18 protein-coding genes are annotated in these 18,784 nt (G+C 61.9%); 6 read left to right on the top strand and 12 right to left on the bottom strand.

All coding sequences use genetic code 11. The annotated features are described in order from the left end of the window. The first annotated feature begins 14 nt into the window (after positions 1-14). The 3 genes from BM079_RS04160 (at position 15) to slmA (ending at position 3,164) form a co-directional block, all read left to right on the top strand. A complete protein-coding gene (locus BM079_RS04160) occupies positions 15-1,397 on the top strand; it encodes a phosphomannomutase/phosphoglucomutase (RefSeq protein ID WP_090131123.1) in 1,383 nt (460 codons plus the stop codon). 111 nt (positions 1,398-1,508) lie between these two features. After that, a complete protein-coding gene (gene argB, locus BM079_RS04155) occupies positions 1,509-2,423 on the top strand; it encodes an acetylglutamate kinase (protein ID WP_090131121.1) in 915 nt (304 codons plus the stop codon). Between the two features lie 84 nt (positions 2,424-2,507). Then, complete coding sequence (gene slmA / locus BM079_RS04150; RefSeq protein ID WP_090131966.1) at positions 2,508-3,164, top strand: nucleoid occlusion factor SlmA; 657 nt, start codon at positions 2,508-2,510, stop codon at positions 3,162-3,164. Here the strand turns inward: slmA and BM079_RS04145 are convergent. The 5 genes from BM079_RS04145 to ftsY form a co-directional block, all read right to left on the bottom strand. Beyond that, positions 3,088-4,614, bottom strand: coding sequence for a sensor domain-containing protein (locus BM079_RS04145; protein ID WP_090131119.1), 1,527 nt, complete (start codon positions 4,612-4,614; stop codon positions 3,088-3,090). The two genes, slmA and BM079_RS04145, sit on opposite strands and share 77 nt — an antisense overlap. 186 nt (positions 4,615-4,800) lie before the next feature. Beyond that, on the bottom strand, positions 4,801-5,673 hold the full coding sequence (rpoH, locus tag BM079_RS04140; protein WP_090131117.1) for an RNA polymerase sigma factor RpoH: 873 nt from the start codon (positions 5,671-5,673) through the stop codon (positions 4,801-4,803). 111 nt (positions 5,674-5,784) lie between these two features. After that, positions 5,785-6,780 (bottom strand): permease-like cell division protein FtsX, encoded by a 996-nt coding sequence (gene ftsX / locus BM079_RS04135; protein WP_090131115.1) that lies wholly within the window; start codon positions 6,778-6,780, stop codon positions 5,785-5,787. After that, positions 6,777-7,445: a cell division ATP-binding protein FtsE gene (gene ftsE / locus BM079_RS04130; RefSeq protein ID WP_090131964.1), complete on the bottom strand. Its 669-nt coding sequence runs from the start codon at positions 7,443-7,445 to the stop codon at positions 6,777-6,779. Before ftsE ends, ftsX begins: the two co-directional genes overlap by 4 nt. Positions 7,446-7,457: 12 nt before the next feature. Next, positions 7,458-9,080 (bottom strand): signal recognition particle-docking protein FtsY, encoded by a 1,623-nt coding sequence (gene ftsY / locus BM079_RS04125; protein ID WP_090131113.1) that lies wholly within the window; start codon positions 9,078-9,080, stop codon positions 7,458-7,460. Positions 9,081-9,301: 221 nt separating this feature from the next. On the opposite strand from ftsY, the gene rsmD reads away from it, so the two are divergent. Together rsmD and BM079_RS04115 are read left to right on the top strand one after the other, a co-directional pair. Continuing rightward, positions 9,302-9,913, top strand: a complete 612-nt coding sequence (gene rsmD / locus BM079_RS04120; protein WP_090131111.1) for a 16S rRNA (guanine(966)-N(2))-methyltransferase RsmD — start codon at positions 9,302-9,304, stop codon at positions 9,911-9,913. A gap of 121 nt (positions 9,914-10,034) precedes the next feature. Further along, positions 10,035-10,280: a cell division protein ZapB gene (locus tag BM079_RS04115; RefSeq protein ID WP_090131109.1), complete on the top strand. Its 246-nt coding sequence runs from the start codon at positions 10,035-10,037 to the stop codon at positions 10,278-10,280. 22 nt (positions 10,281-10,302) lie between these two features. Here the strand turns inward: BM079_RS04115 and BM079_RS04110 are convergent, their stop codons facing one another. The 7 genes from BM079_RS04110 to prfB form a co-directional block, all read right to left on the bottom strand. Then, on the bottom strand, positions 10,303-10,755 hold the full coding sequence (locus tag BM079_RS04110) for a GNAT family N-acetyltransferase (protein WP_090131107.1): 453 nt from the start codon (positions 10,753-10,755) through the stop codon (positions 10,303-10,305). Beyond that, on the bottom strand, positions 10,745-11,644 hold the full coding sequence (locus BM079_RS04105; RefSeq protein ID WP_139215254.1) for a hypothetical protein: 900 nt from the start codon (positions 11,642-11,644) through the stop codon (positions 10,745-10,747). Before BM079_RS04105 ends, BM079_RS04110 begins: the two co-directional genes overlap by 11 nt. Positions 11,645-11,734: 90 nt before the next feature. Continuing rightward, positions 11,735-12,076: a BolA family protein gene (locus BM079_RS04100; RefSeq protein WP_090131103.1), complete on the bottom strand. Its 342-nt coding sequence runs from the start codon at positions 12,074-12,076 to the stop codon at positions 11,735-11,737. Between the two features lie 69 nt (positions 12,077-12,145). Beyond that, positions 12,146-13,552, bottom strand: a complete 1,407-nt coding sequence (locus BM079_RS04095; RefSeq protein WP_090131101.1) for a DHA2 family efflux MFS transporter permease subunit — start codon at positions 13,550-13,552, stop codon at positions 12,146-12,148. 115 nt (positions 13,553-13,667) lie between these two features. Further along, the gene (locus BM079_RS04090; RefSeq protein ID WP_090131099.1) at positions 13,668-14,051 is read right to left on the bottom strand and encodes a hypothetical protein; all 384 of its coding nucleotides are present in this window, start codon (positions 14,049-14,051) and stop codon (positions 13,668-13,670) included. 124 nt (positions 14,052-14,175) lie between these two features. Continuing rightward, complete coding sequence (gene lysS, locus BM079_RS04085) at positions 14,176-15,693, bottom strand: lysine--tRNA ligase (protein WP_090131097.1); 1,518 nt, start codon at positions 15,691-15,693, stop codon at positions 14,176-14,178. A gap of 149 nt (positions 15,694-15,842) precedes the next feature. Beyond that, positions 15,843-16,941, bottom strand: a protein-coding gene (gene prfB, locus BM079_RS04080) for a peptide chain release factor 2 (RefSeq protein ID WP_139215253.1) whose coding sequence is annotated in 2 segments (ribosomal slippage) — positions 15,843-16,865 and positions 16,867-16,941 — 1,098 coding nt in all. Because the reading frame shifts where the segments join, the coding sequence is not laid out codon by codon here. Positions 16,942-17,190: 249 nt separating this feature from the next. Here prfB and BM079_RS04075 point away from each other — a divergent pair. Further along, positions 17,191-18,774: a peptide ABC transporter substrate-binding protein gene (locus BM079_RS04075; protein ID WP_090131095.1), complete on the top strand. Its 1,584-nt coding sequence runs from the start codon at positions 17,191-17,193 to the stop codon at positions 18,772-18,774. Positions 18,775-18,784 lie beyond the last annotated feature (10 nt).

Genomic DNA, 18,784 nt, shown 5'->3' with positions numbered 1-18,784 from the left:
GAAGGAATCGCCTCATGACACAGGTAAGTGCCGCCATCTTTCGGGCCTATGACATTCGCGGCGTGGTCGACGAACAGCTCACCCCCGATACCGCGCGCCTGATCGGCCGGGCCATCGGCAGCGAGGCACTTGCCCGCGGCGAGCGGGGCGTGGCCGTGGGCCGTGACGGCCGGCTCTCCGGTCCGATGCTGTCCGCGGCCCTGATCGAAGGGCTCTGCGCATCCGGCTGTGATGTGGTGGATATCGGCATGGTCCCCACCCCGGTGGTCTACTTTGCTACCCACGTGCTGGAAGGCATCACCTCCTGCGTGGCCGTCACCGGCAGCCACAACCCCTCGAACTACAACGGCTTCAAGATCGTGCTGGGCGGCCACGCCCTGTCGCGTGATGACATTACCGGTCTTTATCGACGCATCGAGCAGGATGATCTGGCCACCGGTGACGGCAGCTGCCGAGCGCATGATCTTCGTGAGACCTATCTGACCCGGATTCTTGACGATGTCAGCCTCGAGCGGCCGCTGCACGCCGTGATCGACTGCGGTAACGGCGTCACCGGCGAGCTGGGCCCGGAACTGATCCGACGTCTGGGCGCCGAGGTAACCCCGCTGTTTGACGAGATCGACGGGCGCTTTCCCAATCACCATCCGGACCCGGGCAAGTTCGAAAATCTCGAAGACCTGATCACCAGGGTCCGTGAGACCGGGGCCGATATCGGGCTGGCCTTCGACGGCGACGGCGACCGCGTGGGCGTGGTCACACCAGAAGGCGAGATCATCTATCCCGACCGCTTCCTGATGGCTCTGGCCTGTGACCTGCTCGAGCGCCAGCCTGGAGCGCGCATCATTTTCGACATCAAGAGCACCGGCAACCTGATTTCGATCATCGAAGACGCCGGCGGCACGCCCGAGATGTGGTACACCGGTCACTCGCTGATCAAAAAGCGCATGAAAGAGACCGGCGCGGCGCTGGCCGGTGAAATGAGCGGGCACATCTTCTTTCAGGAGCGCTGGTACGGCTTTGATGACGGCCTGTACGCCGCCGCGCGCATTCTGGAGATCCTGTCGCGCCAGCCCGAGGATGCCGACCGCTATTTCAGCCGCTTCCCGCAGGATGAGAGTACTGCCGAAATCAACGTGCCCGTGACCGATGACAACAAGTTCGATATCGTCGAACGCTTTATCAAGAATACCGATTTCGGCGAGCAGGCCACCCGCACCACGCTCGACGGCATCCGCGTGGACTACCCGGACGGCTGGGGGCTGTGTCGCGCCTCCAACACCACGCCCATGCTGGTATTTCGCTTCGAGGGCAAGACCCGGGCGGCACTGGAGCGGATTCAGGACCGCTTTCGCCAGGCGCTGCTCGCCGTGGCGCCGGACGTCACTCCGACCTTTTAGGACACGTTGAATGAAAACGCACTCCGCCGGAGCGGAGTGCCTGACGACCGCATCCGTGACCGGCAGGCCCTGCACCGGCCTGCGTCACCCCTGACAGGAGCGTTTCGCAACATGCACGAGAGCCAGTACAACCCGCGCCAGGTCGTCGAAATCCTGTCCGAGGCGCTGCCCTACATCCAGCGCTTTTCGGGCAAGACCGTGGTCATCAAGTACGGCGGCAACGCCATGACCGAGGACAACCTGATCCACTCCTTCGCCCGTGACGTGGTGCTGCTCAAGGAAGTGGGGCTCAACCCGATCGTGGTCCACGGTGGCGGCCCGCAGATCGGTCAGCTACTCGAGCGCCTCAACATCGAATCCCGCTTTGTGGACGGCATGCGGGTGACCGACGCCGAGACCATGGACGTGGTCGAGATGGTGCTCGGCGGGCTGGTCAACAAGAGCATCGTCAATCTGATCAACGGCGCCGGCGGCAAGGCGATCGGTCTGACCGGCAAGGACAATGCCCAGATTCGCGCCCGCCAGCTGACCGTACAGCGCAAGAGCGCTGATATGACGGCATCCGAGATCATCGACATCGGCCACGTCGGAGAAGTCGAGCATGTTTCAACCGATCTGATCGAGATGCTGTCGGAGGCCGACTATATCCCGGTGATCGCGCCCATCGGCGTGGACGCCGAGGGCCACTCCTACAACATCAACGCCGATCTGGTGGCCGGGCGCGTGGCCGAGGCACTCGGTGCTGAAAAGCTCATGCTGCTGACCAACGTGGCCGGTCTCATGAACGAACAGGGTGAGGTCATGACGGGGCTCACCACCGAGCAGGTTGACCAGCTCATCGAGGATGGTGTCATCTACGGGGGCATGCTGCCCAAGATTCGCTGTGCACTGGAGGCCGTCAAGAATGGCGTCAACAGCTCGGTGATCGTGGACGGTCGCGTGGAACACGCCATCCTGCTGGAGATCTTTACCCGTTCGGGCGTGGGCACGCTGATCACCGATCAGACGAGCACGCCGGCGTCCTGACCCGGCGTACCGGGCGAACGATCTTCATTCACGGGTGCCGGAAGCCATGCCGGCACCCCGGCAGGCAGACAAGAACCGATGGCCATGACCAGGGAACAAAAGCTTTCGCGGCGCGACCAGATTCTTCAGGCGCTGGCGCTGATGCTGGAACAGGGGCGGGGGCAGCGCATCACCACGGCGGCGCTGGCGCGCGAGGTCGGCGTGTCAGAGGCAGCGCTGTATCGCCATTTCCCCAGCAAGACGCGCATGTACGAAGCGCTGATCGACTACATCGAGCAGACGCTTTTCGAGCGCGTCACGCTGATCGTCAACGAACCGGGCACGGTCAGCGAGCGCTGTCAGCGCATTCTGACGCTGCTTTTGATCTTTGCCGATAAAAACCCAGGTCTGTGTCGACTCATGACCGGCGAGGCCCTGAGCGGTGAGCACGAGCGACTGCAGACACGCATGGCCCAGCTGTTTGACCGCCTTGAGACCCAGCTCAAGCAGGTGCTGCGCACCGGTGAAATCGAGCAGGGCTATCGCCCCACCATCGGTGTTTCAGCGCTGGCCAACCTGCTCATGGCCACCGTCGAAGGACGCATCAATCAGTACGTCAGAAGCGGCTTTCGCCGTTCGCCTCAGACGCACTGGGAAGATCAGTGGCCGCTGCTGCAAGGCCACCTCACGGTGGCGACGCAGGCCTCCGAGCATTCGGATCATGCACCGGAGCGTCATCCGGATCACGGCTTAGATAGCTGATGACCGTATTGGCATCGCCACCGGCGCCAAACAGATAGCCCTGCAGGATGTCGCAGCTCAGCTCGCCGAGCAGCTGCTGCTGCCGAGGCGTTTCCACCCCTTCTGCCACGACCGCCAGATGCAATGCATGCGCCATTCGCACGACGGCCTCGATCATGTGATAGCCATGACTGGCGCCGGTCAGCGCCTCGACAAAGCACTTGTCCAGCTTGAGCCGGTCCAGCGGCAGCAGCGCCAGCTTGTCCAGCGATGAATAGCCGGTGCCGAAATCATCCAGCGAAATCCTGATACCCTGCTGACGCAGCCCCGACAGGACATGCACGCATTCGTCGAAATTCTGCATCAGTCGACTTTCGGTAATCTCGAATTCCAGGCAGGCCCCTTCCAGGTGGTAGTCCGCCAGCACGCGAGCGACCTGGGTCAACAGGGACTGATTGAGCTGCAGCACGGATACGTTGATGGCCACCAGTGGCACCTGATAGCCCTGTGAGCGCCAGCGTCTGATCTGCCGGCAGACCTCTTCGATCACCCACTGACCCAGCGACGATATAAGCCCTGTCGATTCGGCCACCGGAATGAAGGCCGACGGCGCAATCTCTCCCTGAACCGGATGATGCCATCTCAATAGCGCCTCGAAGCCGGCGAGACATTCATCATGGCCCTGGACCTGAGGCTGATAGATCACCCTGAGCTGCCGTTCGATCAGCGCCCGGGACAGCGCCTCGGAAATCACGAACGGGGCAGACCGCGACAGTCTGCCAGAGGGAGTAGCGTCATGCTGACCGCTGTTGTCCGATAGAAAATTCGTGCCCTGTTCCTGCGCCACGAAATCTCCCTGCGGTGGCGTCCTGATCTCATCAAACCCACTGATATCCATCAGAAGACCGTGACATTCGGGCTTTCCGCCGCGACGCAGGACGACCCCGCGATCCAGCACTCGTTGTATGCCGGTACCATGAATCAGACGGTAGGTGTGTTCATAATAGCCCTGCTGCAGGGCAAGACGGCGAGCGCGCTGCAGGTCGGCCCGATCATCGGGATGGACCATGGCGTCAAAGGCTCTGCAGGTCAGCTGGCAGGCCTGATGCGACAGCCCCCTGATCGTGGCCGGCATGTTGGCCCGATAGCAGTACTGATGCTGTATGGGGCAGTAACAGTAGACGACACCGGGAAATCCGCTGATTCGCTGATCAACATCCAGAAGTGCTGTCCATTGCCCTTCGGAAGGCTGACGGCCTTTCAACATCAACGCCATCGCCTGATGCAGACTCCAGAGCCAGAGAAGGAGCCCCAGGGCCAGCCAACCGGCCTCCATGACATCCTGTTGCCACAGCAGGCAAGTGATGACCAGAGAGAGCGCGATCAGCCAGCGATACGTCGTATACCACCACCGCGTGGCAGGAGACGTCGCGGTCTCCGGTAATGTTGAAAAAGAGGCAGGGCTAGACATCGATCAGCGCTCAGGGCAGCGACAGCGTAATATATCGACAAAAATGAATTTAAATGATCCATGTTATTAAACATCATTTTTTTTCATGGCGCATAACCCTATAGCAAAACCCCCGGACTCTGGGAGCCCGGGGGTCAATTTTTGCATCAAAAACCGTCTTTAGTATGAAAACGGCAACACCCTGTCTCAGGCAGCTTCGACGGATTCACCAATCGCCTGTTTGAGTTTTTTCATGGCGTTCTTTTCGAGCTGACGTATACGCTCGGCAGACACGCCGTAGGTGTCGGCAAGTTCGTGCAGCGTTGATTTCTGCTCGGCCAGCCAGCGGCGCTGAAGAATGTCCCGCGAGCGATCATCAAGACGCGCCAATGCTTCGCGCAGCTGCTGCGAGGAGCGATCCTGCCAGTCTGACTCTTCCAGCGACAGCGCCGGGTCAGAACGGCCATCTTCCAGATACTGTGAAGGCGACTGATAGCTCTGCTCGTCATCCTCGCTGCCGGGTGCCGGATCAAATCCGGCATCAAAGGCCGACAGGCGTCCTTCCATCTCGCGCACGGCCTCCGGCTTGACGTCCAGATCCTGCGCGATGGCATTCACTTCGTCGTTGTTCAACCACGACAGGCGCTTTTTGGCGCTGCGCAGATTGAAGAACAGCTTGCGCTGGGCCTTGGTGGTCGCCACCTTGACGATGCGCCAGTTGCGCAGCACAAACTCGTGAATCTCGGCCTTGATCCAGTGTACGGCGAAGGACACCAGACGCACGCCCTGAGCAGGATCGAAACGCTTGACGGCCTTCATCAGGCCCACGTTGCCTTCCTGAATCAGATCCGCCTGTGCCAGACCGTAACCCGAATAGCTGCGGGCGATATGAACCACGAATCTCAGGTGCGACATGACAAGGCGACGGGCAGATTCAATGTCATTGTCGGTATGCAGACGCGTGGCAAGATCCTTTTCCTCGTCCAGCGTCAGTACGGGAATACGATTAACGGCCTGAATATAGCCGTTGAGGTCATTGCCCGGCGAAAGATGACCAATAGGTTGAAGACTGGTACTCATGTTTAAACGGTCTCCCCTGGTCTCTACTTGATAACTGTCAGTCATTATAGACCATGGTAATGGTGCTTTGGTGCCCTTGTAACGACTTTTTCGGGCCACCTGCGAATCATTTCAGCGCGGACTGATGTCGGCCAGATGACGACTGACGGCCAGCCATGCCCCGACAAGCCCCAGCAGCGTACTACAGATCAAAAGCAAAACCGATCCACCCAGGCCGATGCCCGGCAGCGAAAAATGGCTGCCAAACCCGGAAGCCAGCATATCGATGGGCGCCGACAGCCAGCGACGCCCCACCGTCAGCAGTAACAGCGCCAGTATGCCACCGCCCAGACCGTACCAGACGCCCACATAAAGAAAGGGACGTCGCACGAAGGCGTGAGTGGCTCCGATCAGGGTCACCACCTCGATCTCCTGACGACGGCTTTCGACCGCCAGCCGAATGGTGTTCCCCACGACCAGCAGCACGCCAAGCGCGAACAGCACGCCAAAGGCCAGCACCACACGCCGCCCCAGCTCGCTGAGCTCGCGCAGGCGCTCAAGCCAGGCCATGTCCAGTCGGGCATCGGTCACGCCCTCGATTTTCCCGAGCCGCTCGGTCAGTGTCTGTGCCGCGTCGGGGTCGCGAGAGCGCGGCTGAACCAGAATGGTCGCTGGCAGCGGGTTGTCATCCATCATGGCCAGCGCATCGCTCATGCCCAGACGCTGCTGAAAGCTTTCAAGCCCGGCGGCCGCAGTAATCAGCTCCGTAGAAGCGATATCGCTGTCGCCGCGCACCCGATCGGTGATGTCCATGGCCTGCGACTCCGACAGTGCCGGGTCGAGATACAGCGTCATGCGCGCACTGTCATCGAGATTATTGTCCAGAAGCTGTGCGCTGCTCAGCGCCAGCCACAGACTGGCCGGCAGTACCATGGCGATCGCGATGGCCAGCATGGTCATGAGACTCGACAGCGGCCGCTGACGCAGCCGGTGCAGGCTGTCCACGGCCATCTGTTCATGATGCCGTCGCCAGGCACGTGACCGGCTTTCAAAGGTGATTCGATGCGAGCGCGCACCGCGACGGGATTTTTCGGCAGCCTCGGTACTGCGCCGTGGTGTCTGGCTCATGCTGCCCCCTCATCACCGATCAGCCGGCCATCGCGCAGCTTGAGCACCCGGTGCCTGAGCCGGGCGATCAGGGCCAGATCGTGACTGGCCAGCAGTACTGTGGTGCCAATGCGATTGAAGTCCTCGAAAAGACGCATGATGTCGGCCGAAAGCTGTGGATCCAGGTTGCCCGTTGGCTCATCGGCCAGCAGCATGGCCGGCTTGGTCACCACCGCCCGCGCGATACCTATCCGCTGCTGCTCACCGCCGGACAGCTCGATGGGCAGTGCCTTCTCACGATGCAGAAGACCGATCTTGTCGAGTGCTGCATGCACACGACGCCGGGCATCCTGCGGCGCAGCGCCCTGGATGATCAGCGGTAGCGCCACGTTATCGAACACACTGCGGTCATAAAGCAGCTGGTGATTCTGATAGACCACCCCGATCTGGCGTCGATAGAAGGGAATCTGTGACACGTGGAGGTTGGTGATGTCATGGCCGGCCACGGAAATCCGCCCCCGTGAGGGCCGCTCCAGGGCCATGAGCAGACGCAGCACCGAACTCTTGCCGGCACCGGAGTGCCCGGTGAGAAAGACCATCTCACCGCGCTCCACAGAGAAATTGAGATCGGCCAGCGCCTCGAAACGTCCACCGTAGCGCTTGCCGACATGCGCAAACTCGATCATGGCCATGAGCGGTCAGCCGCCATCCCGATCAAAGAGCGCCCCGACAAAGTCCTCGGCCTCGAAGGGCCGCAGGTCATCCAGGGTTTCCCCGACGCCGATATAGCGAATCGGCGTTCCCAGCTGCTTGGCAATGGCGAAGATGATGCCGCCCTTGGCCGTACCGTCCAGCTTGGTCAGGGTAATGCCGGTCACGGGGACCGCCTGATTGAAGGTTTCTGCCTGGGAAATCGCGTTCTGACCCGTACCGGCGTCGAGCACCAGCATGACCTCGTGCGGCGCCTTCGCATCCAGACGCGCCATGACGCGCTGCACCTTGCTGAGCTCATCCATGAGATGATTCTTGTTGTGCAGTCGACCGGCCGTGTCAGCAATCAGCACGTCAATACCGCGCGCCTTCGCCGCCGATACCGCGTCATAGATGACCGAGGCGCTGTCGGCGCCGGTGTGCTGGGCGATGACCGGCACATCGTTGCGCTCGCCCCAGACCTGCAGCTGCTCGACGGCGGCGGCGCGGAAGGTATCCCCCGCCGCCAGCATGACGCTACGCCCCTGACGCTGAAAGCGCTGGGTCAGCTTGCCGATCGTGGTGGTCTTGCCCACGCCGTTGACGCCCACCATCAGGATCACGAACGGACCCTCGCCCTTCGGCGGCAGACGCAGGGGTTTGGCCACCGGCTCAAGCATGCGCGACAGCTCCTGCTGCAGCGATTTATACAGCGCATCGACATTTTTAAGCTCGCGGCGCGAAATCTGCCCCTCGAGGTTTTCCATGATCTCGCTGGTCGCCGCGACGCCGACATCTGCCATCAGAAGCTGGGTTTCCAGCTCCTCGAGCAGATCATCGTCGATCTCCTTGTGACCCAGCAGCAGCGTCGCCAGCCCGTCTGTCAGATTGGAACGGGTCTTGCCCAGCCCCTGACGCATGCGGGAAAACCAGCCCTTTTTGGCACCGGCAGTATCGCTGTGCTCATCGGCGGTTTCCGGCCCCACTTCAACGGTCATGTCCTGACGCGACCGACTCGGCTTGTCACGCCCGCGATTGCGCGCCGGCGTCGTGACTTCGGATGCCACGCCGGGCGCAGTCTCCTCGGGCGGCACCTCGGGCACCTTTTCGGTCGGCGCTTCCTGCAGGGGCGGCGCCTCTGGCGCGGGCTCCGGTGCCTCCTGCGAAAGCGTTTCATCCGGCGACGCCGGTGCATCGACCGGGCGCCCCTGAACGGGTTCGGGGTCGATGACTGGCTCGGGCTCGGCATCGATGACCGGTTCAGGGTCGGGCGCAATGATCGACTCGGGATGGACAGCCGGTTCGGGCTCGACGCGTTCAGGCTCGACAGGCAGCTCGGGCTCGATCACCGGCTCGCTGTCGCGATCTTCCCGGAGCTTCTCCTCGAGCGCTGGTTCGGATACCTCCGGTGAGGCGGTATCGGTGTCTGGCAGTGTTTCATCGACCGGGCCGGCCGGACTTTCAGGCTCGCGAGCCGGTGGGACGTCTCGCGCTTCACGCGCCTCGGCAGGCGGTTCCGGCGCTCCATCGGTCTCGTCAGACGTCTGCTGAGACGCCTGCTGTTCGGACTGCTGCTCTTCGCGATCCTGCTGATCGCGGCGCTGCTTCTTGCGCTTAAAAAAACCAAACATGGGCACTATCGTCGCGATTGATCCATCGGGGAAAGGCGGTCAGCCCGCCATTTGATACCGCATCCTACCACTCAAGCGCTGCCCGCCGGTACAATCCATACAGGTCATCCGTGCAGGTCCTCCAAGGATGGCACACCCGACAGAGACTGCAGATGGATCTTCACCCACGAAGAGAATCGATTCAGGCAGCCTGTTTTCAACCAGCGAGGCTTCAGGAGCACATGAGTCGACGGCGTCACGGCACTCAGGGACAGGACCAGGGAAAGACTCACCACGGTAGCGGCCGTTTACGGCTGATTGGCGGGCGCTTTCGCCGGCGCCTGCTGCCGGTACCCGATCATCCGGGCCTTCGGCCAACGCCGGATCGCGTGCGCGAGACGCTGTTCAACTGGCTGGCACTGGAGATCGACAGTCGCACTCGCGTGCTCGATCTTTTTGCCGGCACCGGCGCGCTGGGCCTTGAAGCCCTGTCGCGCGGTGCCGGCGAAGTGCACTTTGTCGAGGCCGACCGCATGGTCGCGCGTCAGATCACGCAGAACCTCACCTCGCTGGACGTCACGATGCCGGTCCACCCTCAAAGGGCCGACGCCTTTCTGGACACACGCCCTGTACAGCCGTTCAACCTGGTCTTCGTGGACCCGCCATTCAGGCAGGATCTGATCAGTGACTGCTGTCAGCGGCTGGAGGAAGAAGGCTGGCTGGCAGAAGGCGCCCTGATTCATGTTGAAACCGAGACCGGCCTGATGCCACGCCTGCCCGTCGGATGGCACCTGACCCGCGACACCCAGGCGGGCGACAGCCATGTGCGACTTTACCGGCGTGAAAGCGCGTAATCGCCCGGGCCCTCTTGCCGCCACGCGCCGTCGCGCGTAGTCTGGCCTGCGCGCGCGCCGGCACCCGACCCGGGCCCTGCAGGGCGGGCTTTCGCCTTATTATCCGTATCAGGAGTACAGCATGAGCAACGAACTTCTCGAGCAGCTTGAACAGCGCGTCAACAGCGCCGTTGACACCATCGAAATGCAGCGCATGGAACTTGACGAGCTGCGTCAGGAAAACGAGCGTCTGAAAAACGAGCGCCAGCAGTGGGAAAGCCGTCTGGGCGGCCTGCTGGAGCGCTTCCGTGAGCTCGACGCCAGCACAGCATCTGACGCCGGCAACGCTTCCGCCCCTGAAGCGCAGACGACCAGCCCCTCCTGGTAAGTCGATCGACCGGCGCCCGGTGTCAGCAGGCGAGAGGACGCGACATCAGTATCGCATCCTCTCGCCTGCCGGGTGAGATCGGATAGTAGCCCGCCCGGCAGCCATCCTCTGCAAAACCATGACGTGCGTACAGGGCCCGTGCCGCCTCGTTGCTCGCCCGCACTTCAAGCAGCACCCGCTCCATCCCCCGCCCGCTCCCTTCATCGATCATGGCCTCGATCAGACGGCCGGCCAGTCCCGATCGACGGTGCTGCGGATCGACCGCAATCATTTCAAGCTCGAGATCAAAGGGGCCGAACGCGATCACGGCAAAAGCCATCAGCTGTCGTGTCGGCAACGCCAGCAGGCCGATCAGACGGTAGCGCTCATCATGCCCCAGGGTTTCAAAACGCGCTGCGGACCAGGCCTGCTCGCCTCGGGCACAAGCGTCCAGCGCTGCCAGCGCCTCGCTGTCACTGACGTTCTCAATGATCATCGTCACCCGATGCCTCTGCCTGGCCCTGCCACCACGTGGGCCACTCACCCATCGTCGCCCACAGTGCCCGACGCGCCTGCGCCTCGCCCAGCGACTCAAGCGCCGGCCCCTGCCAGAACGGCAGGTCGAGCACTCGACTCCGGCCGCTGTGGATATCCAGCACCTCTTCGAGCACCGAGTGTCGGCCAAACAGCAGTAGCCGCTCGGGGTGCCAGCCCCGGGCGCGACGACCGGCCAGAAAGGCCTTGAAGCCCTGACGCGCTTCATCAAGGGCATCATCCACCGGCAGCCCTTCCATCATCGGCCAGCCAAAGCGCTGACACGACAGGGACGCGGAGGGCTGCACACCGCCGGCCTGCAGGATGGCGTTGATGAGATTCTGCTCCTGCTCATTCGGCGCCTCGTCACGGGCCAGCATCAGCAGCCAGCGTCCGTCGAGCGCGCCCACCTGCAGCGAGAAGCGCAGCGGCTCATGCGGCGCTCGTCCGGCAGCAGCATCAGGCGCTCTGGAAGCTTCGGTAGTCTCCCTGGCCTTTTCAACGGGCGCTGCCGGTGTCTCACTCGAGCGCTCGGTTTCCCGGAGGCTTTCGCCTTCAAGCATGGCCCTGATCGAGCGGGCCGCTGTCGTGGGGTCCGTCGGTGCCGGGTCGGCCACCTCGGCAGGCGGCGTCGTTGACGCCTCGAATCCTGATGGAGCGTCGTCACGCTCGACGTCATCGATCAGGGCGTGAAGACGCTGATGATGATTGATCGTCTCATCAGGGCGCTCCTCGGCCTCTTCCACCGGTGGCAGATTTGAATCCAGCGCGTTGGGCAGCGGATGGCGCGCCACCCAGAGCGGTATGCCCATCGCCTCGAGATACTGTCGGCGCGCGCGCTCGGTCACCATGGGCTGCATCCGTTGAAGGGGTAGAGCGTAAAAGGCCTTCCCGCAGGGAAGGCCAGACACCGGTATCGATGACTCATGACATCGCCGACACTAGGCACCACCGCCACGGCAGTTCGGCGAATCGGGACGCTCGTTGCCGCGCGTCTCCCACTGTTCGGGCGTATACAGGTGCAAAGCGAGTGCGTGCACGGGGCCCGCCAGCTCGTCGGACAGGGCGGCATACACCTGCTGATGGCGCTTGACCGGCATCATGCCTTCAAACTGCCTGGAGATGAGCGTCACCTTGAAGTGCGTCTGGGAATCGGGGGGCACATTATGCTTGTGGCTTTCGTTTTCGATGCTCAGCCACTGTGGCTCAAAAACAGCCAGTTTCTGCTCGATCAGTGCCGCGATATCGGCGCCTTCAAGCGAATCCACCGAAGAAATGGTCATGGTTGTCACCTCCGGCACATCGATTATTGTCAGAAGTCATGCAGAACAGTCCCTGCCTGATACGCCGGCTTACCCTGAACGGGGCCGGCCGAGCAGGCGTATCCGGGAAGCCGACAGCACCAGCGCCGCAATGGCGGAGGCCATGCCCATCCAGAGGGCCAGGCTGACCGTCAGGGCGCCGTCTGTCGTATGACTCATTATTCCAGAAAGCACCAGTGCAACCAAGGCAGCCCCCACCGACTGCCCGAAGGTACGCACGCTGGCCAGTACGCCGGAGGCGCTGCCGCTGCGCGCCTTGGGCAGTGACCCCATCATCTCGCGGTTGTTGGGCGCCTGATAAAGCCCGAAGCCCATGCCGCACAGGGCGCTGCGCCACAGGATATCCACCGTCGAAGGCTGATCCCCCAGAAGCGCCAGCGCAAAAAGTCCGGCAATAAAGAGCAAAAGTCCCATGGATGAGATGACCGGCGGGCTGAAACGATCTGCCAGCCGGCCACCCAGCGGCGCCCCGATCATCACGCCCAGCGGCCAGGGCGTGAACAAAATGGCGGACTCCAGCGGCGTGTAGCCCTGCACGCTCTGAAACAGAAACGGCAGACTGATGAACGCCATGCTCTGGGCCAGAAAGGAAAAAAACGAGGTCATCACCGCCATGGTGAAGCGCGCTTCGCGAAAGATGATCAGCGGCAGCAGCGGATTCTGGAAATGGCGCTGACGCCATATGAACCCCGCCAGCGCCACCAGACTCACAATCAGCAGTGCCGGAACGCTGCCCGGGCGGGACGCTTCGGCAATGCTGTCGAGCATGACGACAAAGGCCCCCAGACCCACCGCGGACAACACTGCACCGAGCACGTCAAACCGGTAGTGACTGCCCTGCTCCTGCGGCAGTGCCCGAATGGCCAGACAAATGGCGGCAATGCCAAACGGCAGATTGATCCAGAAAAGCCACGGCCAGCTGGCCACGGACAGTATCAGCCCGCCCAGCGCCGGACCGCCGGCTACCGCCAGTGATACGGTCAGCGCGGTCAACCCCATCGCCTGTCCCAGCAGTCGAGTGGGAAAGATGACCCGATACATGGAAGGGCCGATGCTCATCATCGCCGCCGAACCCAGCCCCTGCACGGCACGAAAGCCGATCAGCCAGCCCAGCGACGGTGCCAGCGCACAGGCGATCGAGGTCAGCACGAAAACGATCATGCCGCCGATATAGAGCCGATAACGGCCGATGCGATAGCCAAGGGCGGCAAAGGTCAGCATGGAGGCAGCGCCCACCAGCTGATAGACGTTGATGATCCAGACGGAAGCGGCAGAGGAAACGTCCAGCTCCCGGGCGATGGTCGGCAGGGCAATGTTGACGCTGTTGATATTGAGCACCGCCATCAGCGATCCCGACATCAGCACCATCATGGCCAGAATACGCTGGCGCGGCGGCAGGCCATCATCCCCATCGCGCCAGGACAGTAGTGCTTTCAAAAAGAGTTACCGGTCGTGCAGGACAGCGCACAGGCACAGATGCAGGACGTGGTATCGACGGTCCCGGCCGCTGTCATCGTGAGCAGCAGGCGCCGGGCATTCCGACGACGGACAATCAGAGTTCATCGGTATCGAGCAGCAGATCGTCTTCAAAATCGCTCTGCTCGAGGGAGGCCTCTTCATCCATGTCCACGCACAGATAGCTGTGCTCGACGCGCAGGAAAAATTCAAAGGTGACTTCGTTGATGTCCGGCCAGTGGCGGGAGTTTTCCTCCCAGGCGGACAGCTCGTTTTCAAGGATATCGGCAAAGCGTTCATGCAGGCAGGCCCGCAGCGCATCCTCCGTATCCATTTCAGGAATGAGGTAGATGGTGCTTTCGCGCTCGGCATCCTCGAGCGTGAGATCATCCTCGCCCTCGGTCGCTTCCAGCGAATTGATCCAGTCTACAAACGGCTGCCTGGGACGCACGCTGAGTGCAGAGCGATTCACCAGTTTCATTGCGACTCTCCCGATTCGAGGCAGGTGAAAATCCTGTTCAGGCCACACAGTATGGTCGCCCGGTGTCGCCATTACCATGCATCATGTGGCATACGGCAACGGGCACCACCGCGCCTCGCGGCAACTATTCCGTTTCCGGGCGCATGGCCGGGAACAGCAGCACGTCACGAATGGACGGCGCATCCGCCAGCAGCATGACCAGCCGGTCGATGCCGATGCCCTCGCCGGCCGTCGGCGGCATGCCGTATTCGAGCGCGCGCACGTAGTCGGCGTCATAGTACATCGCCTCGAGATCACCGGCGTCCTTTTCTGCCACCTGGGCGGCAAAGCGCTCGGCCTGATCCTCGGCATCGTTGAGCTCGGAGAAGCCGTTGGCGATCTCACGGCCCCCCACAAAGAATTCGAAGCGGTCGGTGACAAACGGATTATCGTCGTTACGCCGCGCCAGCGGGCTGACCTCGGCCGGATACTCGGTAATGAACGTCGGTCGCTCAAGGCGATGTTCGGCCACTTCCTCGAAGATTTCGGTCTGCAGCTTGCCAAGTCCCCAGCCTGATCTGACCTCGATGCCCAAACGCCCGGCCAGTGCCGTAGCGCGTTCGAGATCATCCAGCTCGCCGGACTCGATGTTCTGGCCGTATTTCAGAATCGATTCGCGCAGGGTCAGCCGATCAAAGGGACGGGACAGGTCATGCTCGGTGCCCTGATAGCGGATCAGCGTCGAACCTGTGGCCTTCTCGGCGGTAAAGCGCACCAGTGACTCGGTCAGATCGATCAGATCATGATAGTCGGCATAGGCCCAGTAGAACTCGAGCATGGTGAACTCGGGGTTATGCCGGGTCGACAGCCCTTCGTTGCGGAAGTTGCGGTTGATCTCGAACACCCGCTCGAAGCCGCCCACCACCAGACGCTTGAGATAAAGCTCCGGGGCAATACGCAGATACATGTCAATATCCAGCGCATTGTGGTGCGTCACAAACGGTCGCGCCGTGGCCCCACCCGGAATCGGCTGCAGCATCGGCGTTTCGACTTCCATGAAGTCGCGTTCGGTGAAGAACTGGCGAATGGCGCTGATGACGGCCGCACGAATTCGGAAGGTGTCGCGCACCTCCGGATTCATGATCAGATCCACATAGCGCTGACGATAGCGTGCTTCCTGATCGGTCAGGCCATGGAACTTGTCCGGCAGCGGGCGCAGGCTCTTGGTCAGAAGGCGCGCGGTCTCCATCATTACGTAGAGATCGCCCTTGCCGGACTTGTGCACCGGGCCCTGGCCGAAGACGATATCGCCGATGTCCCAGCCCTTGATGTCCTCGAGCACTTCCGCGGGCAGCCCCTTTTTATCCACGTAGAGCTGGATCTGCCCGGAGGCGTCCTGAATGACGATAAAGGGGCCGCGCTTTCGCATGATGCGCCCGGCAACTGCTGCCTGACGCCCCAGCGCTTCGAGCGCCGCCTTGTCATGCTCGCCAAGCTCTGCCTGAAGATCCGCGGCGAGACTGTCGCGGCGCAGATCGTTGGGAAAGGCGCTGCCGCCCTCTGCACCGGCCTTCTCGCGACGAGCGGCAAGCTTTGCCCGCCGCTCGGCGACCAGATGGTTCTCTTCGTGTTCGCTGCCTGCCTGCTGATCCTGATTCGCCATTACCTTGCCTATTGAAAATAACCGTCAATGACAGGCGCATGACGGCCGGCAGTTCATGTCTGGAGCCACCTGGACATGAACCACGCCGTGCCGCCAGCGAGCCTGCCGGTCGGAAGCCGTCTCTACTTTCCTGCAGACGCGCCTTCCGATCAGAGCCCCTGCTTGAGGCTGGCCTCGATAAACTGATCCAGGTCGCCGTCGAGCACCCGCTCACAGTTGCTGGTCTGTACGCCGGTACGCAGATCCTTGATGCGCTGATCGTCGAGCACATAGGAGCGAATCTGGCTGCCCCAGCCGATGTCGGATTTGGCGTCTTCGGCCTTTTGCTTCTCGGCGTTGCGCTTTTGCATCTCCAGCTCCCAGAGCTTGGCCCGGAGCTGCTTCATGGCAAAGTCGCGGTTGGCGTGCTGGCTGCGCTGGGTCTGACACGACACCACAACGCCGCTGGGTTCGTGCGTAATGCGCACGGCCGAATCGGTGGTGTTGACGTGCTGACCGCCGGCACCGGAGGAGCGGTAGGTGTCCACGCGCAGATCAGCCGGGTTGATCTCGACCTCGAAGCTGTCATCGATCTCGGGCGAGAGAAAGACCGAGGCAAACGACGTGTGACGCCGGCCGCCGGAGTCGAACGGGCTCTTTCTGACCAGACGGTGCACGCCGGTTTCGGTGCGCAACCAGCCAAAGGCGTGATCGCCCTGCACATGAAGGGTGGCGGATTTGATACCGGCCACGTCGCCGGCCGAGATTTCGGTAATCTCCGCCTTGAAGCCGTGATGCTCGGCCCAGCGCAGATACATGCGCAGCAGGATATTGGCCCAGTCCTGCGCCTCGGTTCCGCCGGAACCGGCCTGAATGTCCATGTAAGCATTACTGCCATCCATCTCGCCGGCAAACATGCGACGAAACTCGAGCCTGGCCAGTTGCGTCTCGAAGCGGTCGAGGTCGCGGCGAATTTCCGCCACGGTGTCCTCGTCGTCTTCCATCTGCGCCAGCTCATAAAGTTCGCCATTGTCGCGGATGCCGTCGCGAAGCGTATCCAGCGTGGTGACGATCTCCTCCAGCTGAGCGCGCTCGCGGCCCAGCTTCTGCGCGTGCTCCGGGTCGTTCCAGACCTCGGGATTTTCCAGCTCGCGCGTTACTTCCTCGAGACGATCCTTTCGCTCGGCATAGTCAAAGATACCCCCTCAGGACGTCTGTCCGTTCGGACAGGTCCTTGAGCAGGTGATGAATGGGCGTGAGTTCCTGCATGGTATCTCGCTCGGCCGGGGTACTGCGCCACAAGGGGCCGCAACACCGCATGAAGAGTTGAAAAACAAGGGGCATTATTGTAGCCAAAGCCGCCCCTGCCCGTCACCCGCTGCCCGCGCCCTTTCCCGCCGACGTGATAAAAAAGGCAGAAATGGTAATAAGCGCTGCTTTGACACGATCGTGTCATGCTGTGATCTTTCAACCATTGTGATGACAGCGTATCAACAACAACACCTGCCGGGGATTGCCATGCAACGCAACATACTGCTTTCACTGATCGGCGCCGGACTGACACTGAGTGCGCCGCTGACCCTTGCCGCCACGCTCAATGTCGGCATCAGCGGCGACCCGGCCTCACTGGACCCGGCGCGCGTTACCGGCGGCGTCTGGGAAGAGGACGTGCTGCGCGATATCTTCGAGGGGCTGGTGGCCATCGATGCCCGGGGGCAGATCATCCCCGGTGTGGCCAGCGACTGGGAGACCAGCGAGGATGGCAGGACCTATACCTTTCATCTGCGCGAAGACGCTCGCTGGTCGGACGGTGAGCCGGTCACGGCCGACGACTTCGTCTTTGCCCTGCGCTATCAGGTCAAGCCCGCAACGGCCTCCAACTACGCCCATCGCCTCTACCCGATCGTCAACGCGCAAAAGATCAACGCCGGCGAAGCTGAACTCGACACCCTGGGCGTGGAAAGCCGCGATGACGGCAGGACACTGGTCATTCATCTGACCGAGCCGGCCGCCTACTTTCTCAAGACGCTGGTACTGCCGTTTGGCTACCCGATCCCCGAGCATGTCGTGGCAGACAAGGGCGACAAATGGAGCCGGCCGGAGAACATCGTGGTCAACGGTGCCTTCAAGCCGGTGCGCTGGATCTCCAGTACCGAGCTCGATACGGTCAAAAATGATGAATTCCACGATGCTGACGAGGTCACGCTCGATGGAGTGAACTACTACCCCATCGAGGACAAGAACGCCGGCATCTCGCGCTTTCAGGCCGGCGAGCTCGATATCCTGCGAGACTTTCCTGCAGCGCGTTATCAGTGGCTCGAGCAGCAGATTCCCGATGCCGTAAAGATCACGCCGTCGCTGGGCAGCTACTACTACGTGTTCAACCTGCGCGACGGCTCGCCGGTGGCCGACAAGCGCGTGCGCGAGGCGCTGTCACTGGCCATCCGGCGCGATGTGATCAGCGAGAAACTTCTTGATGGCGCCGTGACGCCTGCCACTTCATTAGTGCCACCCGGCGTCAGCAATTACACCCCGGCCACCCAGCCCGGCCTGGATGATGACATGGACACGCGCATGCGCCGTGCCCGTGAACTCATGAAGGACGCCGGTTACGGCCCCGACAAGCCGCTCGATCTGACACTGCGCTACAACTCCGGTGACGAGCATCAGCGCATTGCCGTCGCCGTCGCCGCCATGTGGAAGCCGCTGGGCGTCAACGTCACGATGCGCAACAGCGAAGCCAACGTGCATTATTCTGATCTGATGCAGGGTGATTTCCAGGTGGCGCGTGCGGCGTGGATTTCAAGCTATGACGACGCGCAGAACTTCCTGCAGCTGCTCTCGGCGGCGACCAACAACTACGGGGACTATCAAAACCCCGAATATAGTCAGTTGATCACGCAATCCGACCGGGAGCTGGACCCTGACAAGCGCCGTGACATGATGCAGCGCGCCGAGAAGATGGCGCTGGCCGACTACCCGCTGGCGCCGATCTACACCTATGCCGCCCGCAACCTGGTCAAGCCTTCACTGTCCGGCTGGGACAATAACGCGCTCGACATGCACGCCTCACGCTGGATATCCATCGAAGAGGCAAGATAGGCAGCCACGA

The organism is Kushneria avicenniae (genome assembly GCF_900112585.1).
In the GTDB taxonomy this organism is placed as follows: Bacteria; Pseudomonadota; Gammaproteobacteria; order Pseudomonadales; family Halomonadaceae; genus Kushneria; species Kushneria avicenniae.
This window is presented reverse-complemented; position numbering and strand designations above follow the sequence as displayed.

Excerpts from the sequence above, each read along its gene's own strand:
- BM079_RS04145 (WP_090131119.1), bottom strand. The coding sequence starts at position 4,614 with ATGTCTAGCCCTGCCTCTTTTTCAACATTACCGGAGACCGCGACGTCT.
- BM079_RS04090 (WP_090131099.1), bottom strand. The coding sequence starts at position 14,051 with ATGAAACTGGTGAATCGCTCTGCACTCAGCGTGCGTCCCAGGCAGCCG.
- slmA (WP_090131966.1), top strand. The coding sequence starts at position 2,508 with ATGACCAGGGAACAAAAGCTTTCGCGGCGCGACCAGATTCTTCAGGCG.
- BM079_RS04105 (WP_139215254.1), bottom strand. The coding sequence starts at position 11,644 with ATGGTGACCGAGCGCGCGCGCCGACAGTATCTCGAGGCGATGGGCATA.
- BM079_RS04160 (WP_090131123.1), top strand. The coding sequence starts at position 15 with ATGACACAGGTAAGTGCCGCCATCTTTCGGGCCTATGACATTCGCGGC.
- rsmD (WP_090131111.1), top strand. The coding sequence starts at position 9,302 with ATGAGTCGACGGCGTCACGGCACTCAGGGACAGGACCAGGGAAAGACT.
- lysS (WP_090131097.1), bottom strand. The coding sequence starts at position 15,693 with ATGGCGAATCAGGATCAGCAGGCAGGCAGCGAACACGAAGAGAACCAT.
- ftsX (WP_090131115.1), bottom strand. The coding sequence starts at position 6,780 with ATGAGCCAGACACCACGGCGCAGTACCGAGGCTGCCGAAAAATCCCGT.
- ftsE (WP_090131964.1), bottom strand. The coding sequence starts at position 7,445 with ATGATCGAGTTTGCGCATGTCGGCAAGCGCTACGGTGGACGTTTCGAG.
- BM079_RS04110 (WP_090131107.1), bottom strand. The coding sequence starts at position 10,755 with ATGATCATTGAGAACGTCAGTGACAGCGAGGCGCTGGCAGCGCTGGAC.
- argB (WP_090131121.1), top strand. The coding sequence starts at position 1,509 with ATGCACGAGAGCCAGTACAACCCGCGCCAGGTCGTCGAAATCCTGTCC.
- ftsY (WP_090131113.1), bottom strand. The coding sequence starts at position 9,080 with ATGTTTGGTTTTTTTAAGCGCAAGAAGCAGCGCCGCGATCAGCAGGAT.
- BM079_RS04075 (WP_090131095.1), top strand. The coding sequence starts at position 17,191 with ATGCAACGCAACATACTGCTTTCACTGATCGGCGCCGGACTGACACTG.
- BM079_RS04100 (WP_090131103.1), bottom strand. The coding sequence starts at position 12,076 with ATGACCATTTCTTCGGTGGATTCGCTTGAAGGCGCCGATATCGCGGCA.
- rpoH (WP_090131117.1), bottom strand. The coding sequence starts at position 5,673 with ATGAGTACCAGTCTTCAACCTATTGGTCATCTTTCGCCGGGCAATGAC.
- BM079_RS04115 (WP_090131109.1), top strand. The coding sequence starts at position 10,035 with ATGAGCAACGAACTTCTCGAGCAGCTTGAACAGCGCGTCAACAGCGCC.